This is a genomic window from Chromobacterium sp. Panama (assembly GCF_003052555.1).
Classification (GTDB): Bacteria; Pseudomonadota; Gammaproteobacteria; order Burkholderiales; family Chromobacteriaceae; genus Chromobacterium.
Map to the genome: position 1 here is coordinate 3,338,509 of NZ_QARX01000001.1, position 19,351 is coordinate 3,357,859.

12 protein-coding genes are annotated in these 19,351 nt (G+C 66.6%); 3 read left to right on the forward strand and 9 right to left on the reverse strand.

Annotated elements, in window-relative coordinates:
- Positions 1 to 21: 21 nt before the first annotated feature.
- Complete coding sequence (locus tag DB032_RS15055) at positions 22 to 921, reverse strand: LysR family transcriptional regulator (RefSeq protein WP_107800198.1); 900 nt, start codon at positions 919 to 921, stop codon at positions 22 to 24.
- A gap of 127 nt (positions 922 to 1,048) precedes the next feature.
- On the opposite strand from DB032_RS15055, the gene DB032_RS15060 reads away from it, so the two are divergent.
- Together DB032_RS15060 and DB032_RS15065 are read left to right on the forward strand one after the other, a co-directional pair.
- Positions 1,049 to 1,807: an SDR family NAD(P)-dependent oxidoreductase gene (locus DB032_RS15060; protein ID WP_107800199.1), complete on the forward strand. Its 759-nt coding sequence runs from the start codon at positions 1,049 to 1,051 to the stop codon at positions 1,805 to 1,807.
- Positions 1,808 to 2,011: 204 nt separating this feature from the next.
- Positions 2,012 to 5,857 (forward strand): EAL domain-containing protein, encoded by a 3,846-nt coding sequence (locus tag DB032_RS15065; protein ID WP_107800200.1) that lies wholly within the window; start codon positions 2,012 to 2,014, stop codon positions 5,855 to 5,857.
- A gap of 108 nt (positions 5,858 to 5,965) precedes the next feature.
- On the opposite strand, the gene DB032_RS15070 is transcribed toward DB032_RS15065, so the two are convergent.
- The 8 genes from DB032_RS15070 to DB032_RS15110 all read right to left on the reverse strand — a co-directional run bounded on the left by DB032_RS15070 (position 5,966) and on the right by DB032_RS15110 (position 18,135).
- Positions 5,966 to 6,379, reverse strand: a complete 414-nt coding sequence (locus tag DB032_RS15070; RefSeq protein WP_107800201.1) for an acid-shock protein — start codon at positions 6,377 to 6,379, stop codon at positions 5,966 to 5,968.
- 153 nt (positions 6,380 to 6,532) lie between these two features.
- Positions 6,533 to 7,597 (reverse strand): beta-N-acetylglucosaminidase domain-containing protein, encoded by a 1,065-nt coding sequence (locus tag DB032_RS15075; protein ID WP_107800202.1) that lies wholly within the window; start codon positions 7,595 to 7,597, stop codon positions 6,533 to 6,535.
- A 185-nt stretch (positions 7,598 to 7,782) separates the two neighbouring features.
- Positions 7,783 to 12,330, reverse strand: coding sequence for a PAS domain S-box protein (locus tag DB032_RS15080; protein ID WP_146176692.1), 4,548 nt, complete (start codon positions 12,328 to 12,330; stop codon positions 7,783 to 7,785).
- A 156-nt stretch (positions 12,331 to 12,486) separates the two neighbouring features.
- Positions 12,487 to 13,773, reverse strand: coding sequence for a serine hydrolase (locus DB032_RS15090; RefSeq protein ID WP_107800205.1), 1,287 nt, complete (start codon positions 13,771 to 13,773; stop codon positions 12,487 to 12,489).
- Positions 13,774 to 14,038: 265 nt separating this feature from the next.
- On the reverse strand, positions 14,039 to 15,271 hold the full coding sequence (locus tag DB032_RS15095) for a hypothetical protein (protein ID WP_199225911.1): 1,233 nt from the start codon (positions 15,269 to 15,271) through the stop codon (positions 14,039 to 14,041).
- Positions 15,272 to 15,273: 2 nt separating this feature from the next.
- Positions 15,274 to 16,044, reverse strand: coding sequence for an outer membrane lipoprotein-sorting protein (locus DB032_RS15100; protein WP_107800207.1), 771 nt, complete (start codon positions 16,042 to 16,044; stop codon positions 15,274 to 15,276).
- Between the two features lie 22 nt (positions 16,045 to 16,066).
- Positions 16,067 to 17,443, reverse strand: a complete 1,377-nt coding sequence (locus DB032_RS15105; protein WP_107800208.1) for an ABC transporter permease — start codon at positions 17,441 to 17,443, stop codon at positions 16,067 to 16,069.
- Entirely contained in the window at positions 17,440 to 18,135 is a 696-nt protein-coding gene (locus tag DB032_RS15110) for an ABC transporter ATP-binding protein (protein WP_107800209.1), read from the reverse strand. Before DB032_RS15110 ends, DB032_RS15105 begins: the two co-directional genes overlap by 4 nt.
- A 358-nt stretch (positions 18,136 to 18,493) precedes the next feature.
- Between DB032_RS15110 and ppk2 the strand changes: the two genes are divergently transcribed.
- Positions 18,494 to 19,345: a polyphosphate kinase 2 gene (gene ppk2, locus DB032_RS15115; protein ID WP_199226031.1), complete on the forward strand. Its 852-nt coding sequence runs from the start codon at positions 18,494 to 18,496 to the stop codon at positions 19,343 to 19,345.
- The last annotated feature ends 6 nt before the right edge of the window (positions 19,346 to 19,351 follow it).

A 19,351-nucleotide genomic window follows, 5' to 3' on the forward strand; every position in this document is an offset into this window, starting at 1 on the left:
CCCGCCATGTTTGCGCCCGATTCACACAAGATGCGGCGCCAGCGCCTCCGCCAGCCAATCCATGAAAACCTGCGCCCGGCGCGGCAGGTTGCGGCGGTGGGCGTACAACAGCGTGACCGGCATCGGCGCGGCGCGGTAGTCCGGCAGCACTTCCACCAGTTCGCCGCTGTCCAGCAAATGGCGCACGCCGGACTCCGGCGCCTGAATCAGGCCCAACCCGGCCAGACAGGCGGCCTGGTAGGCGTCGGCGTTGTTGACGATGACGCTGCCGGCCATGGCCAGCCAATGGCTGCCGTTGCCGTCCCGCCACTCCCAGCCGGCCGGGCGCGCGCCCAGGGTGGAAACGTAGTGAACCAGCCGGTGCCGCGCCAGGTCCTCCAGGCCGGCCGGCGCGCCGTGACGCGCCAGATAGCCGGGGCTGGCGCAATTGAGCTGCCGAAAACGTCCCAGCGGCCGCGCCACCAGGCTGGAGTCGCCAAGCTCCCCCACGCGCAGCACGCAATCGAAACCTTCTCGCACGATGTCCACCTTGCGGTCGGTGCTGCTCAGCTCCAGCTCCAAACGCGGGTGGCGCTGCAGGAATTCGTCCAGCCTCGGCAATACCTGGTAGCGCGCCACGCCGCTGGGCATGTCCACCCTCAGCCGCCCGCCCAGCGCCTCCTCGCCGCGCTGGAACATGCTTTGCAACTCGTCCATGTCCGCCAGCACGTCCTTGCAACGCTCGTAAAAAGCCTGCCCGTCCTGGGTCATCTGCACTTTGCGCGTGGTCCGGTGCAGCAGGCGCGCGCCCAGCCAGGATTCGGTCTGCTTGACCGCCACCGAGATGCTGGCCTTGGGCAGGCCCAAGCTGTCCGCCGCCTGCGTGAAGCTGGACAACTCGGCCACCCGGACAAAAATCTGCATCGCTTCCAGCTTGTTCATGCCACCGCCAATTGTTATTAATATACGAACACTATAATTTAAATAATCATATTTGTTTATCAAAAACCATACAATAAACTGAGCTCATCGGGTCCAAGCCTGCACCCGCCCCCTACAGGAGATTCCCATGAGCAAGAAAATCGCAGTCATCACCGGCGGCAGCCGCGGCCTGGGCAAAAGCGCGGCCCTGCACCTGGCGCGCCAGGGCGTGGACGTCGTCATCACCTACCAAAGCCGCGCCGCCGACGCCGAGGCGGTGGTCGCCGAGATCCAAGCACTGGGCGGCCAGGCCGCCGCGCTGGCGCTGGACGTCGGCCAGAGCGCCGGCTTCGCCGCCTTCGCCGAGCGGCTGCGCCAGACGCTGGCCGAGCAATGGCAACGCGCCGACTTCGATTTTCTGGTCAACAACGCCGGCATCGGCATCCACGCCGCCTTCGCCGACACCAGCGAGGCGCAGTTCGACCAACTGATGAACATCCAGCTCAAAGGCCCGTTCTTCCTGACCCAGACACTGCTGCCGCTGATCGCCGACGGCGGCCGCATTCTCAACGTCTCCACCGGTCTGACCCGCTTCGCCCTGCCCGGCTACGCCGCCTACGCGGCGATGAAGGGCGGCGTGGAGGTGCTGACCCGCTACCTGGCCAAGGAGCTGGGGCCGCGTGGCATCGCGGTCAACGTCATCGCCCCCGGCGCGATTGAAACCGACTTCGGCGGCGGCCTGGTGCGCGACAACGAACAGGTCAACGCCCATATCGCCGCGCAAACCGCGCTGGGCCGCGTCGGCCGCCCCGACGACATCGGCGGCGCCATCGCCACCCTGCTCAGCGACGGCGCCGCCTGGGTCAACGGTCAGCGCGTGGAAGCCTCCGGCGGCATGTTCCTCTGAGCGTCGGAAGCCGCCCTCCCCAGCCGTCTAAGTGTAAGTACTTAGCACCGGGTTTCCCCCGTGAAAGCCTTGCCTGGCAAGGCTTGCGCGGGGGCGGCCGCACGCCCGCGGCCCAGGCAACGCATTTGGCATACATATGACTTGCCCCCTCCGGCGACAGGAACTAATTTTTGAGTATCCCCAGCCCCGGAGAGTACCCGCCACATGCGCGCAGGCCTGAACCGCATTCTGTCCTTCGTCAGCGGACTGGGCTTGCGCGCTCAGTTGCTGCTGTTCGCGCTGGCCTGCCTGCTGCCCGCCGCGGCGCTGATCGGCATCGGCGCCTTCGAATCGGCCCGCGACATGCGCGACGCCGCTCAGGATCAGACCCGCGTGCTGGCCGACCAGGTGGATCAGGCGCTGGCGAGCAAGATCACGGAACTGGAACGCGTGCTGGCGCAGTTGAGCAGGCGGACGCCGATACGTCGCTTCGACTTCGATGAATGCGCCGTCGCGTTCCGCGACATCGCGCTGAGCTTTCCCTCCGCCACCCAACTGACGCTCAGCAGCGCCACCGGCCTGCAAGTCTGCAGCCACGCGTCCAATCCCGCGGTCAGAACGCCGCCGACCAAGGCCGACTGGTTCCAGCGCGCGCTGGCGGCGCCCGGACTGATGCTCAGCGAGCCCTTGCTGGAGCCCGCCACCCAGCGCTGGGTGATAATGCCCAGCTATCCGGTGCGCGACGAGCAAGGCCGGCCCATTGGTCTGCTGACCGTGCAAATGGACTTGCTGACGCTGCAGGCCCAGGTCTTGCCCTCGACGCTGGACCGCAAGCTAACCATCGCGGTGCTGAGCTCGCAAGCGGCTTTTCTGTTGCGTTACCCCGACCCCGCGCTGTGGCACGGCAAAACCTCGATCAACGTCGCCCGCACCATCGCTCGCATCCGCGGCAACGCCTCCGGTTTCGAACTGGGCGTCGGTCGCGACGGGGTGTCGCGGCTTTACTCCTACCGCAAATTCTCCCAGGCCAACTGGCTGATCATCGCCGCGCTGCCGGAACAAGTGGTGCTCGCGCCCTACTACAGCCGCCTGCGCTGGAGCGCGGCCAGCGGCATCGTCACCTTGCTGCTCTGCGGCTTGCTGGCGCAAAGCTTCAGCCGCGCGCTGACCCAGCCGGCGCGCCGCTTGGCCGAAACCGCGCAAGCGGTGGCCGACGGCGACGCGCAGGCGCGCGCCCCGGAACTGGGGCCGCAAGAATTGCGCGCGGTGTCGCGCCAGTTCAACTTGATGCTGGACCAGTTGCAAACGCATGTCACGGCGATCCGCCTCAGCGAGATGCAACGCGCCGGCATCATCAACACCGCGATGGACGCCATCGTCACCATCGACGCCGATCTGAACATCATCTTGTTCAACCCCGCGGCGGAACAGGCATTCGGCTATCGCGCCGAGCAGGTGCTGGGCCGGCAGATAGACATGCTGGTGCCGGAAGCGCTCCGGCCCGGCCACGCTCAGCTGATCCACGGCTTCGGTCAGAACGGCCCGGTCAGCCGCAGCCTGGCGCCGGCCGGCGGCGTGCGCGGGCTGCGCGCCGACGGCAGCGAGTTCTACGCAGAAGCCTCGGTGTCCCAGTTGGAGGTGGAAGGCCAGAAGTATTACACCGCCATCATGCGCGACATCACCCTGCGGCTGAAAACCGAACAGGAGCTCAAACGCCACAGTCAGCAACTGGAGTCGCTGCGTGACATGGGCCTGACCCTGCTGTCCGCCGCCAGCCCGCAGCAAACCGCGCAGGAGGCCTTGCGCATGCTGGCGCAACTGGTGCCGTTCTGGGGCGCGTCGGCCACGGTGTTCGACTGGAGGCACGAGGAAACCATCTTCCTGGCGCTGGAGTGCGACGCCAAGGACGAGATCCCGATCGACAGCCGCTTCCCCTTCTCCAGCTATGGCTTGAGCGATCTGGAGCAACTCAAGCGCGGACAGCCCAGCTTCATGCACGACATCACCACGCTGGCGCAGCCGCCGGCGCTGGTCAAATGGCTGCGCAGCCACGGCGTGCGCGCTTATCTGCGGCTGCCGCTGATGGCGGAAGGACAGTTGCTGGGCTCCTTGAACCTGGCCTTCCAGGAGGTTGCCCAGCATGGCTTCGAGCATCTGGAGATCGCCCGGGCCTTCGCCCAGCAACTGGCCATCACCTTGCAACACTCCATGCTGCGGCTGCGCATAGAACGGCTCAACCGCGTTTACGCCATCCTCAGCGGCATCAATATGTTGATCGTGCGCTGCCACGACCGCCAGGAACTGTTTCGCGAAGCCTGCCGCATCGCCACCCAGAGCGGTGCGTTCAAACTGGTCTGGATCAGCATGCTGGACCGGAGCGACGGCGAACACCGCATCGCCGCGCTGCAAGGACAGACCGAGCCGCCTCCCAACGCCGACGCGCTGCTGCAACTATCCGCCGCCGCCATCGCCAGCGGCGGCAACATCGTCTGCAATCAGCTTGGCTCGCCGCTGCCCTACGCGGCGCGCGAGCAATTGCTGGCGCAAGGCATCCGCTCGCTGGCCAGCCTGCCGCTGCCGCTGCCCGGACAACGCGCCGCCTCGCTGACGCTGTGCTCCAACGAAGCCAACGCCTTCGACCACGAGGAAATGCAGCTGCTGGCCGAACTGGCCGGCGACATCGCTTTCGCGCTGGATCACATCGAAAAAGAGGAAAGGCTGCACTTCCTGTCCTACTACGATGAGCTGACCGGCCTCGCTAACCGCAGCCTGTTCCACGAGCGCCTGGCGCAGCAAATCAGCTCCAGCCACCATGAACAGCGCCGCCTGGCGGTGATCTTCCTCGACATCGAGCACTTCAAATCCATCAACGACGTCTACGGCCGCTGGGCCGGCGACCAGGTGCTGCGCCTGCTGGCGGCGCGGCTGGAGTCGTTTACCGAAGAGGCCCGGCTGCTGGCCTGCGTCAAGATAGACCGCTTCGCGCTGATCATCCCCGAGGTCAAGAGCGAGGAGGACATCGCGCGTCAGGTGATGCAGTTGCAGGAACACTGCGTCGCCCAGCCCATCGCCATCCTGGATAAGCAATTGCGCGTGTCGGCTAAATTCGGCATCGCCATCTTCCCGGAAGACGGCGCCGACGCGGAAAGCCTGCTGGAGAACGCGGAAGCCGCGCTCAAGCTGGCGCAAAGCACCAATGAGCGCTATTTGTTCTACCGTCAGGAAATGAGCGAACGCGCCGCGGTGACGCTGGAGCTGGAAAACCGGCTGCGTCTGGCGCTGGAGCGCCAGGAGTTCGTGCTGCACTACCAGCCCAAAGTGGACGCGGTGTCGCGGCAGATCGTCGGCGTGGAGGCGCTGCTGCGCTGGCAGAGCCCGGAGCGCGGCCTGGTGTCGCCGGCGCAATTCATCCCCTTGCTGGAGGAAACCGGCCTGATCCTGGAGGTGGGCGTCTGGGCCTTGCGCCAGGCCGCGCGCGACCATCTGCGCTGGCTGGAGGCCGGCTATCCGGCGCCGCGCATCGCGGTCAACGTCTCCCCGCTGCAACTGCGCCAGGCCGATTTCTCCGAACAGTTGCAACAGGCCTTGAGCGAAGGCGCCGCCGTGCCGGGCATAGACATCGAAATCACCGAAACCGTGGTGCTGGACAATCTGAACACCTGCGGCGAAACGCTGCGCCGCATCCGCGACATGCAAGTGGGCATTTCCATCGACGATTTCGGCACCGGTTATTCCTCGCTGTCTTATCTGGCCAAGCTGCCCACCCAGGAGCTGAAAATCGACCAGTCCTTCGTCCGCGCGATGCTGAACGATCAGGACGCGATGACGCTGACCGGCGCCATCATCGCGCTGGCCCATTCGCTGCAGCTCCGGGTGGTGGCGGAAGGCGTGGAAACCGACGAACAAGCCACCGCGTTGACGTATATGTTCTGCGACACCCTGCAAGGGTATCTGTTCAGCAAACCGCTGCCGGCGGCGGAGCTGGAACGCCGCTTCTGGCGCGAGCGGCCCGATCCCTGCGCCCCGCTGCTCAACACCGTGCAGCCCCCCGCCACCGCGCCGGCGGGCTGATTCCGCCCGGCCGGACGGCGCCCGATCCACGCCGCGCGCATGCAAAAAGGGAGGCCTGAGCCTCCCTTCGTCCCCGTTCGGGCCGCGCTGAGCGCGGCCTCTTTCAGCTTACTTGGCTGAGGAAGCCGCGGCTTTCTTGTGGGTCTTTTTGGCGGCGTGCTTCTTGTGCTGCGCCGGTTTCTTGGCGGCCTTGGCCGGAGCGGAAGCTTCCGCCTTGGCCGCTTGCGCTTTCTGAGCCGGAGCGGAGGCCGCTTGTTTGTGGGCTTTCTTGGCGACGTGCTTCTTGTGCTGCGCCGGCTTCTTGGCGGCCTTGGCCGGGGCGGAGGCTTCCGCCTTGGCCGCCTGGGCTTTCTGCGCCGGAGCGGAAGCGTGCTTCTTCACCGCCTTGTGCTGCGCTTTCTTGGCGGCGGGCGCGGCTTTGGCGGCCGGGGCGGAAGCCGGCTTGGCGGCTTCGGCGGCGAAACCGGCGGCGGAGCTCAGGGCGAAAGCGGCGGACAGTACGATCAGGCTCAGTTTTTTCATGATGACATTCTCCAGTCGGGTCAGGGGGGCGTCCGTCTGCTCAGTGCGGCCGCGACGCCAGGCTTTGGTGTTTCCTTGCTGCTCATCCTAGGCGTCCCGGCCCGCCCCCGTCTGTTAGTCAGTTGTAAAGGCATGTAACGCCAAGTAGCCTCCCTACTGAGTCTGCACCTCAAGCTCGCTGATCCGATACTCGCCATCCAGCCAGGCCACCACTTCGTGCGCGCAAGGGTGCTCCACCGCCGCGTAACGCGCGCGCAGTTCCGCCGCGCGCTCGCCCAGTTGATCCAGCCCCACGTCCTGCAGCAGCAGCAGATCCCGCCACAGCATGTCGGCCAGTTCCTCGCCGGCCACCACCTGGGCCGCCCGGCGCATCGAGGCGCCGTATTGATAGCGCGGCCCCAAGCGGTAGCTGTCCGCCAGCGTCAGCGCGGGAATCAGGCTGAGCGCGGCTTGCTGCGCCGGATTGATCCCATGCGCCGCCAGCAGCTCGGCGTTGGCCGCGGACCGCCCGGTGAAGCCGCGCAGATGCAGGTATTGCGACATCCGCGCGCCGTCGTTCACCGGGTAGTTGTCCCACAACACCGGCTTGCGGCCCAGCCATTTGCCCACTTGCAGCAGGTGTCCGGGCGAGATTTCGCGCGAGCACACCTCCTCGCCGGTCCAGAAAATGTCGATGTCCGGCGCCAGCCACTGGCCCAGTTGCTGCAGATAGCCGGCCGGGCGCTGGCCGAACACCCGGTCCAGCACCGGATCGCTGGAATAATAGCTGGGGCAGACCAACAAACGCTCCACCGCGCAGCGCTGCCGCACCCAGGCGACGATCTCCGCCTGGCGCTCCGCCAGATCGGGCAGATCGCCGCGCATATCGTCGAACAGGATGGCCAGTTGGCTGACGCCGATGCGCTGCAGTTGCTCCAGCTTGCGCGCCAGCGCCTGGCGGGCCTCGTCGTTGAAATCCAGATACGCTTCGTACGGGCTCAGCCCCATGCCGAAACCGACCTCCTGCCGCCGGCAATGAGCGGCGAACGCCGCCAGCCTAGCCTCCTGCTCCGCCGGGTAGTCCAGCTGCCACTGGCGGCGCAGATACGCGTCCGCTTTCGGCGCGTACAGATAGAAACGGTAGCCGTGCGCCGCCAGCGTGGTGACCAGCAGCTCCCGCTGCGCCCAATTCCACGGCTTGCCGTAGAAGCCTTCGATAGTGCCTAAAGGGATATTCATGTAGAGAAACCTTCCGCGTCCTCGGCGCATCGGCGCCAGCCTGCCTCGCGTCCAACGCCAGGTCGGATCTTCGCGCCCGGCCGGCGACCGGAATGGCCGCCGGCCATCGGAAAAAATGACTTCATCCTATTGATTGACTCAATAAGCTGCGCCAAGTTGCATGAAAAGGCCAGAATCTGGCGCGCTTATGCCATTGCCGGCAAGGCGTCCAGGGCCGCGCACAAGGCCGTCAACTCCAGGCCCAGCGCCTGCATGCCGGGCATAGCCTCCTCAAGCCGCCCTTGCCGCAAGACGGCTTCCAGCGCGGCCGCCTCGGTCTGGATGCGGACCAGCCCCAAGGAGCCGGCGGCGCCTTTCAGCGAATGGGCGATACGGCATGCCTCCTCGCCCTCCTCGGCCCGCGCCAGGCCCTGCAGCCTGGCCAAGTCGTCGCGGTGCATGCCCGCGAATTTGCGCAGCAAGCGCTCAAAACGCTCCAGGTCGTCCCCGACGATGCGCAGGCCCGCCTCCAAGTCCACGCCGGGCAGCCTCATCAACTGTTCCCGGCGCCCGCTTTCCGGCGTCGGATCGACGCGGATCCTCTCGGGCGGAATCATCGACGGCAGCCATTTCAGCAGCAAGCCGAACAGCTGTTCCGGGTCCACCGGCTTGGCCACGAAGTCGTTCATGCCGACCTCCAGGCAACGCTGGCGATCCTCGTCGAAGGCGTTGGCGGTCATGCCCAGAATCGGGACCCGCTCCCAGCTCGGCATGGCCCGGATCCGGCGCGTCGCCTCCAAGCCGTCCAGTTCCGGCATCTGCACGTCCATCAGCACCAGATCGTATTCGCCCGCGGCGGCGCACTCCACGGCCTCGCGGCCGTTCCTCGCCAGCTCGGCTCTCAGGCCGACGCTGCCCAATAGCCAGAGCGCCACTTCCTGGTTGATGACGTCGTCCTCCACCACCAGCACCCGCGCGTCCGCGCGCAAGCGCAGTTCGGCCTCCACCTCGTCCGGCTCCACGCCGGCGGGCTCGGCCGCCACGCTCCGCCCCAGGGTCAGCCAGGCGGTCAGCCAAAACACGCTGCCCTGTCCTTCCCGGCTTTCCACCCCCACTTCGCCGCCCATCAAGGCCGCCAGCCGCTGGGTGATCGCCAACCCCAGGCCGGTGCCGCCGTATTTGCGGGTGGTGGAATCGTCCGCCTGCTGAAACGCCTGGAACAGGCCGGCCAGCTTGTCGGCGGGAATGCCTATGCCGGTGTCGCGCACCTCGAAGCGCAGCAGCAGGCGCTCGCCCTCGCTCCTCAGCAGCCGGGCGCGCAGGGCTATCGTGCCCCGCTCGGTGAATTTGACCGCGTTGCCGGCGTAGTTGAGCAAGGCCTGGCGCAGGCGGGTGGGATCGCCGCGCAGACACGGCGGCACGCCGGCGTAATCGATCTCCACGCGCAAGCCCTTGGCCTGCGCCGCTTCGTCGATCAGCGACCGCGCATGGTCGAACAGCGCCCCGACGGAGAAGTCGGTCCGCTCCAGCGACAACTTGCCGGCTTCGATCTTGGACAGATCCAGAATGTCGTTAATGATGGAGAGCAGATGCCCGCTGGCCACCAGCACCTTTTCCAGCTTGGCCTGCTGCTCCGGCCGCGGCTGGGTGCGCATCAGCAAGTGGGTGAAACCGATGATGGCGTTCAAGGGCGTACGGATTTCATGGCTCATATTGGCGACGAAGGCGCTCTTGGCCAGATTGGCCGCTTCCGCGTCCTCCTTGGCGCGCACCAGAGCCTGCTCGGTTTCCTTGCGCCGGGTGATGTCGGTGACGAAACCGATGATGGTGTCCGAGGCGCCCGGCGTGTCCGGCAAATAGTACAAAATCATCTCCACCGCCACCAGCCGCCCGTCCCGCGTTCTTTGCCAGGTTTCGAACTGCGCCCGGCTCTGTTGCCGCAGGCGCTCCACGGTGCGCGCGTAAAGGTCGGGCGTGGTGTCGGGCACGATGTCGGACACGTTCAGGCGCAGCATGTCTTCGATGTCGTAGCCCAGCAATTGCGCCGCGTAGCGGTTGACGTAGATCAGCCGCCCGCTAGCGACGTCCACCCAATGTATGCCTATGCCCACGCTGTCCATGGCGAACTGGGTCGTTTGCAGTTTGGCGCTGGTGGCGCGCACCTCGGCGGTGCGCATCGCCACCAACTCTTCCAGATGATGACGATGCTGGTCCAGTTCCAGGCCCAGGCGTTTTTTCTCGCTGATATCCTCCTGCAAGGACAGATAATGGCTGATTCTGCCGTCCGGCTGACGGATAGGCGAGATATGGGCGAAGTCCACATAGTCGCTGCCGTCCTTGCGCCGGTTGAACAGCTCGCCTTTCCACGGCTTGCCGGCCCGCAGCGCCTCCCAGAGTTCGGCATAGGTTTCCGCCGGGGTCAGCCCGGACTTGAGCAGATTGGGCGTTCGCCCCATCACTTCTTCCCGGCTGTAGCCGGTATTGCGGACAAAGGCTTCGTTGACGTATTCGATCCGCGTCTCCAGATCGGTGATGACGACGCTCTCCGGGCTCTGTTCCACCGCCATCGACAGCTGACGGATCCGTTCCGCCGCCTGCCGTCTCAGAGTGATGTCGCGGAAAGCGCCGTAGACCCCGCCGTCCGGCAGGCGGATCGCGTTCACTTCCACCGGCACCTCGGCGCCGTCCTTGCGCCGCAACAGCATCTCGGCGCTCAGCTGCTCGTCGGACAGCAGGCGCCGGAACAAGGACTGCGCGTCGCCCGCGGCGGAGTCGACGCTGAAATCGCCCACCCGCATCGCCAGGATTTCCGCTTCCTCATAGCCCAATAGCTGACAGGCTTGCAGATTGGCGTACTGATAACGCCCTTCCGCGTCCGCCACCAAGACCGCGTCGGCCGCATGATCCAGCACGCTGCGATACCGCGCTTCGGCGCTGGCCAGCGCCTGGGTTTTTTCACGCAACGGCCGTAAATCGTTATAGGTGCCGAAAAAGCCGCAAAACGCGCCGGACAGATCGTGCATGGCGGTGACGGAGGCGTAAACCGGGATGATTTCGCCGTTGCGGGCGACGCGGGCCAGTTCGCCGCTCCAGCGCCCTTGTTCCACCACCTGCCGTTCCAGCGCCGCCCGTTCCGCCCTCCTCGCCGGGTCGTCCGGGATGAAGCGGGAGATCGACGAGCCCAGCAAATCGCCCATCGGATACCCCATCAGTTCGCCGAACGCGGCGTTGACGTACAAGATGTTCTTGGCCGCGTCGGTCATCACCACCGGCTGCGCCGATTGATCCAGCGCTTCCGCCAGCCGGTGGCGCTCTTCTTCCATGGATTTGCGGACGGTGATGTCCTCGGTGAAGATCACGATGCCGCCGATGGATCCGTCGCGCGCATGCCATGGCCGCACTTCCCAGCACAGCCACTGCGCCGCGCCGTCCAGGCGCAGAAAGCGGTCCTCCTCCTCGCGTATCACCTCCCCGGCCAGCGCCCGCCGATGCACCTCCCGCCAGACGGCGGGGACTTCCGGAAACACCTCATAGTGGGATCGGCCGATGAGCGTCTCGCCGTCCAAACGGTAATCGTCGAGCCAGCGGCGGCTGGCGGCCAGATAACGCATGTCGCGATCGAACATCGCCAGCGCCGCCGGCGCGTGCTCGATGAACAGCGACAGCCTTTCCTCGCTCTCCAGCAAGGCGTTTTCCATGGCCTTGCGCTCGGACACATCCTGCATCGCGCCGCGTACCGACACCACCTTGCCGTCCGCCAGCACCGGTCTGCCGGACACGCGCACCCATTTGCGCCGGCCGCTTGCGCTCAGCAGTTGCAACTCCAGATCATAGGGTTCGGCTTCCTCCACCACCCGGCGCACGGCCTCCTCGATGCGCTGTCTGTCTTCGCCGTGGAAAAAACTCAGTCCAATGCGGGTGTTGATCGGCTCGTCGGCCGGCAGATCGTGAATGCGGGCCACTTCCGAGGTCCAGCCGCCGTCCCCGCTGGCGGGATCGAACCACCACCCGCCCACCCGGGCGATGGCGCTCATTTCCCGCAGCCACTCCTCCCGCTGCCTCTGCTCGGCCGCGGCGCGCTTGCGCGCGCTGATGTCGGAGGCAATGCCGCACACCGCGTAGGCTCGTCCCTTGGCGTCGCGCAGGGGAAACTTGTACACCAGATAGGTGTGCGGGCCATCGTCCTGCGGCACCGTCTCCTCGTATTCGCGCGCCTGCCCGCTGCTCAACACCTCCAAGTCGGCGCTGCGCAAACTGGCCACCACCTCCGGCGGGAACAGATCCTCGTCGCGCAAGCCGCGCATGGCCTCCGCGCTGATATGGAACAACTCGGGATAGCGCTGGTTGACCAATAGATAGCGGCCGTCCACGTCCTTGACGAAAATCACCGCGGTGGAGTTGTCGATGATGGCGTGCAACAAGGCCTGCTGACGCGTCAGTTCGCTCTCCGCCCAGCGCGAACGGCGGCTGATCAGGCGCTGGCTGAACAGGCTCAACATCAAGCCGCACAGCGCGAACAGGACAATGGAGGCGGCATCCGCCGGCCGGGCGATGGCGAAGCTCCATTGCGGGGGGATGAACAGATACCAGACCAGCGGCACCGACAAGGCGGTGGCGACCAGGCCGCCGGCCAGCCCGCCCAGCATGGCGGAGAGGAAGACGGCGGGATAAAACAGGAACCAGGCGTAAGGGCGGACCCAGTCCCACAACAGCCATTGCGCGGACAGGGCCAGCAAGGGCACCAGAACCCCCATCCCGCACGCGCGCCATGGAAAGACAGCGAGAAAGGCCCGGAAACGCCACCCCCGCGCCCCTTGTTTAAAGTCCGTCAATTCTCGGCCTCGACTCGAAAGCTGGCTTGGTTTTGTCTGTTCTCACGATAGACCACGCCATCCCGCCGGACAAACCGCCTACTGCCGCCGCAGACGCCTGGTCACCCCCTCCGCGTCGCACCATTGCAAGGTCCCTTCCTCTATCAACAAGGTCTCCGGCAGCACCGCGGCGCGCGCCAGTTGCGGCGTCTGCGCCGTCACCGTCAACGGGTAGGCGATGGGCAGGTCGTAACGGCGCGGACTGCGCGCATAGCAGCCGTGCTCGTTGTAAAACAACTCCAGCCACGCCCCTTCCCCGTTCTCATAGCGACCGGGGACGAACAACTGCTCGTCCGGCTGCTGCCGTCCCGGCGGCGGCAGCGCTTCCAGCGTTTCTCCGCTGGCGATGCGCGCCAAATCCCTGCCCAAACGCTCCACCGGCGAGCCGAAGGCGTTGGTCAGCGCCACCACGCCGCCGCCGCCGGGCAAGACGCTCATGAAGGCGAAGAAGCCGTTGACGTCGCCAAAATGCTGGGCCAGACGCTGCCGGCGGCCGGCCAGCGTCCAGTCCTCGCCGTAAAACCCGTAGGCGTACTCCAAGGCCCCCACGTCCAGCATCAAGGCCGCCAGCCGGGCCGGCAACGCCTCTCCCCGCTGCAGGGCCTCCAGCCAGCGGCACAGATCGCCGGCGCTGGAGGCCAGATCGTAAACGCCCCAGGCCACCGACATGTCCATAGGTTCCGCGTAGCGCCATGGCGCTCCCGGATGCAGGCCGCGCGCGGCTTGCGGCAGGATGACGCGGCCGTCGTCGACATAGGTGCGCTCCAGGCCCAGCGGCCGGAACAGGTACTGCTGCCGATAGCTGGCGAAGTCCTGATCCGCGACCCGCTCCACAATGGCCGCCAGCAACAAATAGCCGGTATTGCTGTAAGCGTGGGCGATGCCGGGCGGGCAGGCCGGCGGCAAGGCGTGCGCCCAGTCCAGCAGTTCCTGCGGCCGGTGCGCCAGCCGCATCCGCGTCGGCCAATACTCGGCCGCGCTGGTGAAATTGGCGGTGCCGGCGCTGTGATTCAGCAATTGATGCAGGCTGATGCCCGCCGCATTGGGGAAATCGGGGAAGAAGCGCTCCAGGCTGTCGCTCAGCTCCAGCCGCCCCTGGGCCACCTGCTGCAGCAAGGCGGCCGCGGTGAAGCTCTTGCTCAGCGAGCCGATGCGAAACACGGTGTCCTTCTCGTTGGCCACGCCCAGGCCGGGATCGGCCATGCCGCCGGCCACCGCCACCCGTTCGCCGTCGGCCAGCGAGACGGCGGCCACGCCGTGCAGGCAGCCCGCCGTATTCCAGGAACGCAGATACGTTTGCAAAGCGGCCGCCGTATTCATGCCCATGCCCGTCCCCCTCCGTCAGGATCCTATCGACGCCTAGCGACATCGCGTCGCCCACACATCACTATGGTTGCTTTCCCCGCCGCTCGCCATGCCTTCCCGCGGCGCGGCGGTCATCACGCGCGCCGACTCAGGGCTGTCCGCGCGGTCGCGAGCCGGGACGAGACAGGGCGCTGCGGCGGAGAAAATGGAATAGCCGTACGAAGCACGGGAATTTCGAAGGGGTTTGCAAGGCTTCGCCGCAGCGAGGCGGATCGTGAACAGGCGCTCAGAAGAAATAGTCGAACAGCACTTGCCAGACCCGCCGCGCCGGGCTGGCGCCGTAACGGCTGTCCGGCGCGCCGTCGAAGCGTTGCCACTGCAAGGCCAGATCCGCCGGCCCCAGGTGATAGCGGGCCTCCGCCCAATTCATGCCGCTGTGGTCCACCAGGTCGAAGCTGCGCATCGCGGTCACGTCCAGATCGTCCACCAGCGCATCCTGCCAATGCGCGCGCAGCAAGGCGGCGCGCCGGGTGGGCAGGCCGCCGCCGGCGCCCACCCCCGCCCGATAGGCGGCGTAGAGCGCGGGCCTCGCGCGCAGCGCGCGCCATTCGTCCCGGTCCGGCGCCGCCCCGTCCTGCTGTCCCTCCAGCGTCAGGCTCAGCTTGTTGGCGCCGGTCCAGCTCAAACCGCCGGACAGGCGATTGCGCCAGGCCGAATCCGGCCGTCCCAGGCTTTGCCTCCAATCGGTCCGCTGCCGGCCGCCGGCCCATTCCAGATAGACCACGGTGGCGTCGCCGAGCACGCGCGACAGATTGAAGCCCAGCTGAGGCGAACGGCCTTGCTCCTGCAACAGCAGCCATTGCGGATTGAGGTTCTCCGCAAAGCGATAACTGCCGGCCAACAGCAGCCGCTGCCGGGGATTGCTGGCGCCCCAGTCCAGGCTGGCACCGTCCGGATTCGGCCCCGACCCCAGCTTGGGCGACCAGATCGCGGTCAAGGAGCCGCGGTCCCACAGCTTCTGCCAGCGCAACATGGCGTTGCCCAAGCGGTTTTGCCGCAGGCTGTCCGGGTCCGCGGACACCACCGAGCGCACGGTGCCCGCGCCGAGAAAATCGGTGGGGTTGTAGCCGACGGCCACGCCGTAGCGGGTATTGATACGCCCCAGGTCCATCATCGTCTCGACGCCGAACTCGCGGCTCAGATACGCTTCCTTCAAGGTGTTGACGCCGTGGTCCCGCCGCGGCGAGCCGGCGAAGCGCCAATCCAGCCGGTTGGCCAGCACGCCGCGCCAGGCCGGGCTCAGCCGGCCGTCCCAGCGCAGATCGAAGGACAGCCGCTGGCCGTCCTCCCCCGGCCGCGGCGACAAGGCGGCGGCCTCCAGCTGAAGCTTCAGATCCCGCGGCTTGTCATCCTCCATCCGGGTCTGATCGGCCAGCCGCAGCGCGTCCTCCTCCAGCGACGCGTCTGCGCCCCGCGCGGCGGCGCAGACCAGCGCCAGCCCAAACGCCAGCCGCCGCATCGTCATTCGGCCCGGAAGCGCGGCAGATAATCGCGCTGCAGCCAGGCTTCCGGCACCTCGCGCCAGGCGAACTGGCTGTTGCGCAGCACGGTGATCCAGCGCGGATTGAGGCCGTCTATGATCACGGTCTCGGTTGGGCGCTCGCGTCCCAGCACCGGCTGGTAAGCGCGGTAATACGCGGTCTTCAGCAAACCGCCGCTTTCGGCGTAGAACTGCGCCTTGCGACTGCGGTAGCCGTCGCGGTCCACCCACAGATCGATGGCGTGGTAGGTGACGCCGGGATTGCGCGCGCTCAGCCGCAACTTGTAGCAAAGCCGCGCCTGGCGGTCCCCGTCCTGTATCGTTTCCTCGCCGGCCAGCGCCGCCTGATAGTCCAGCGCCAGATTGACGGTGACCACGTCGCCGTTGGCCGCCTGGCCCAAGAGCCGCTGCTGCGGCGAAATCGGCACGCTGGCCTTGCTCGCCGGATCGAAAAACCACAGATTGTTGCCGCTCTTGAGCATCAGCTTGCCGGCGTCCCGCTTGGGATTGATGAAACGCAGCAGGCTGCGGAACTGGCCGCTTTTCTGATCGGCGCGCGAATACACCGCCAGCGCGCTGGCCTCGTTCTGCTTGCCGTCCTTATAGCTGACCAGGGACACCACCAGCCCGAAAGAGCGTTCCGGATTGCGCACCGCGTCGCTATTGGCCAGGATGGTCTGCGCGTCCGGCGCCGCCAGCGCCGACGCCGCCCACAGGGCAACGCTCAACGCGGCCCAGCGTGTCGTCTTCATGCCGGTAGAGATTCCAAACGTTTCACGCATGACGCAAAGCCTCCACGATATTGGCCGCCGCCGCCCGCCGCGCCGGCCACCACGACGACAGCAGCGCCATCGCCATCAAACCGCCGGCGGTCACCGCCATCATCCGCCACTCCCCCCATACCCGCACCAGGATGGGGCTGGGGTCCACCTGCCCCGGCGGCAGCCAGGTCAGCCCGGCGTGATTGATCAGCCAGGCCAGCAACAGCGCCAGCGCGATGCCCAGCACCCCGCCGCCCAGGCCCAGCAGCCAGCCTTCGCACAGAAACAGCCGCTGGATGCCGCGGCGGCGCAGGCCCATCGCCCGCAGCGTACCGATCTCCACCGTGCGCTCCAGCACCACCATATTCATGGTGTTGCCTATGGTGAACAGCGCCACGCAGGCGATCAACACCGCCAGGAAGCCGAAAATGGTGCCGAACATGCCGGTGATCTGGCCGTATTGCGGCTGCAGCGTGGCGAAGTCGTGCGCCGCCAGCGGCTGGCCGCGCAAGCTGGTGGCGAACAGCTGACGCAAACGCGCCTCGGCCTCCGGAATCTGCGCGGTGTGCCGCAGCTGCAACACGATGGCGGTGGCCATCGGCTCGCCCTGGCCGTACACCAGCTGTTGCGCCTGGCGCAGATGCAGGCCGACATACATATCGTCCAGCTCCTTGATGCCCTGGCTCTCCACCTTGGCCACTTGCAAGCGGGCCACATTGGGCGCGCCGGCGGCGGTGGCGGCCAGCAGTTCGATCTGATCGTCGCGGACGCTGGCCGGCGGCGCCGACGCGGCCAAGGCCTCCAGATCGGCCGGCAGATCCTTGCCGCCCGGCGGAGCCGGCGGCGGCGCGCAATCCTTGAGCTTGAAGGCCGCGCACAGTTGCAGCACCCGCGCCACCCCGGTGCCTATCACCGCCGCGTTCGGCGCGGTGCCGGTCAGCGCCACCGGCTTGCGCTTGTCGTTGAAGCCGTAATCGTCCCAGCGCCGCAAGCGGTTCTGCGCGTCCACCTCGCTGCCGCGCGCAATCACCGTGCGCGAGGCGCCGGCGGAATAATGACCGGCGATGCCGCCCAGGCTCAGCGTGGGCGTGACCACAGTCAGCATGGGCCGCAGCACCGGATCGTTCTCGATCAGCCGCATCGCCGCGCGGTAGTCGCGGATGCCGTAAGCGGCCGGATTGCCGCTGCCGTACAGGAAGTAATCCCGGTGCTGCACCTGCAGATGGCCGCCCGCTCGCACCATGCCGGTTTGCAAGCCGTATTGCACCGTGCGGTTGTAACCGCCGAAGAGCAGCACCGCCACCAGGCCTATGATCATGGTGGACAAGGTCGCCAAGGTGCGGCGACGGTTGCGCAGCAGATTGCGCCAAGCCAGTTTCAAGGTGTTCACGCCAAGGCCTCCCCCGCGTTCAAGACGCCGACCCGGCCGTCGCTGACCAGGTAACGCTCGTCCGCCGCCGCGATCACCTGCGGGTCATGCGAGGAGAACACCACCGCCACTCGGCGTTCTCGCTGCAATTGGCGCAACAGAGCCAGGATGGACGCTCCGGTCTGGCTGTCCAGATTGGCGGTGGGTTCGTCGGCCAGCACCAAGGCCGGCTCGTGCACCAGCGCGCGCGCAATCGCCACCCGCTGGCGCTGCCCGCCGGACAGCTGGCCGGGCCGGTGCGCCGCCTTGTCCGCCAAGCCCACCGCCGCCAGCATCTCCAGCGCCCGCTCGCGCCGCTGCCGCGCCGGCACGCCTTGCAATTGCAGCGGGTATTCGACGTTCTCGAAAGCCGACAACACCGGCATCAGATTGAAGTTCTGGAAGATGAAGCCGATGTGGCGCGCGCGAAAATCGCTGAGCGCGTCATCGCTCAAACGGCTCAGCGCCTGTCCCGCCACCTCGATTTCTCCAACGTCGGCGCGGTCTATGCCGCCGATCAGATTCAGCAGCGTGGTCTTGCCGCTGCCGGACTGGCCGGACAGCACGGTGAAGCGCGCCGCGGCGATCTTGAGGCTGACATCGGCCAGCGCCGGCACCCTCACCTGCTCCATCCAGTAGCTCTTCGACACCCCGTTCACCTCAACCGCCCACATAGTCCGCTCCGCCGTCAAAACACAATGGCATGAATATGCATGAAATCGGCATGAAAAGCTTTGCCTTGTGACAAAACGCCCATTGCGGACTCCAACGGTGTTCCGGCCGCGCCAAAGCGCGCGCATCGACACCGGTTTTCCATGGGAGTAGCATGGTTTTATCCCTCGCAAAGGAGCTTGCATGACACAAAACACAAACCAGCCCCAAGCCCCCCTGCCCGCGGAAGCGGACGCCGACGCCCAGCCGCCGGCCGTCAAGCCGCCGCGCCGAACCGCCTCCCACCGCCGCAACAATGTGGAGCGCGCGCACCAGGAATCGGTGCAAGCCATCGAAACCGTCAGTCAGCAGCCGGTGGCCTTGCAAGTGGCCGCCGCGCCGCAAGGCAGCGCGGAGGACAGCGTCAGCGCCGAACTGCCGGCCAGCTACCCCTACCGCACGCGGATGCGCCGCCCGGAGTACGAGTTGCAGAAGCAGGCGCTGCAGATCGAACTGTTGAAAGTGCAGAACTGGGTCAAGGAAAGCGGCCAGAAGATCGTGATCCTGTTCGAAGGCCGCGACGCCGCCGGCAAGGGCGGCACCATCAAACGCTATATGGAACACCTGAACCCGCGCGGCGCGCGCGTGGTGGCGCTGGAAAAGCCGTCGGACCGCGAGCGCGGCCAATGGTACTTCCAGCGTTACATCGAACACCTGCCCACCGCCGGCGAGATCGTCTTCTTCGACCGCTCCTGGTACAACCGCGCCGGCGTGGAGCGCGTGATGGGCTTTTGCCATCCGCACGAATATCTGGAGTTCATGCGCCAGACGCCGCAACTGGAGCGCATGCTGGTCAACAGCGGCATCCGTCTGTTCAAGTTCTGGTTCTCGGTCAGCCGCGAGGAACAGCTGCGCCGCTTCATCTCGCGCCGCGACGATCCCTTGAAGCACTGGAAACTGTCGCCCATAGACATACAGTCGCTGGACAAATGGGACGACTACACCGCGGCCAAGGAAGCGACCTTCTTCCACACCCATACCGGCGACGCGCCGTGGACGGTGGTGAAATCCGACGACAAGAAGCGGGCCCGCCTCAACTGCATCCGCTACTTCCTGTCCCGGCTGGACTACCCGGACAAGGACGCGCGCGTCGCCCGAGCGGCCGATCCGCTGCTGGTGGGCGAGCCGCACACCATGGACGCGGAGGACAGCGACGCCTTGTTGCGGATTTGAGCGTAC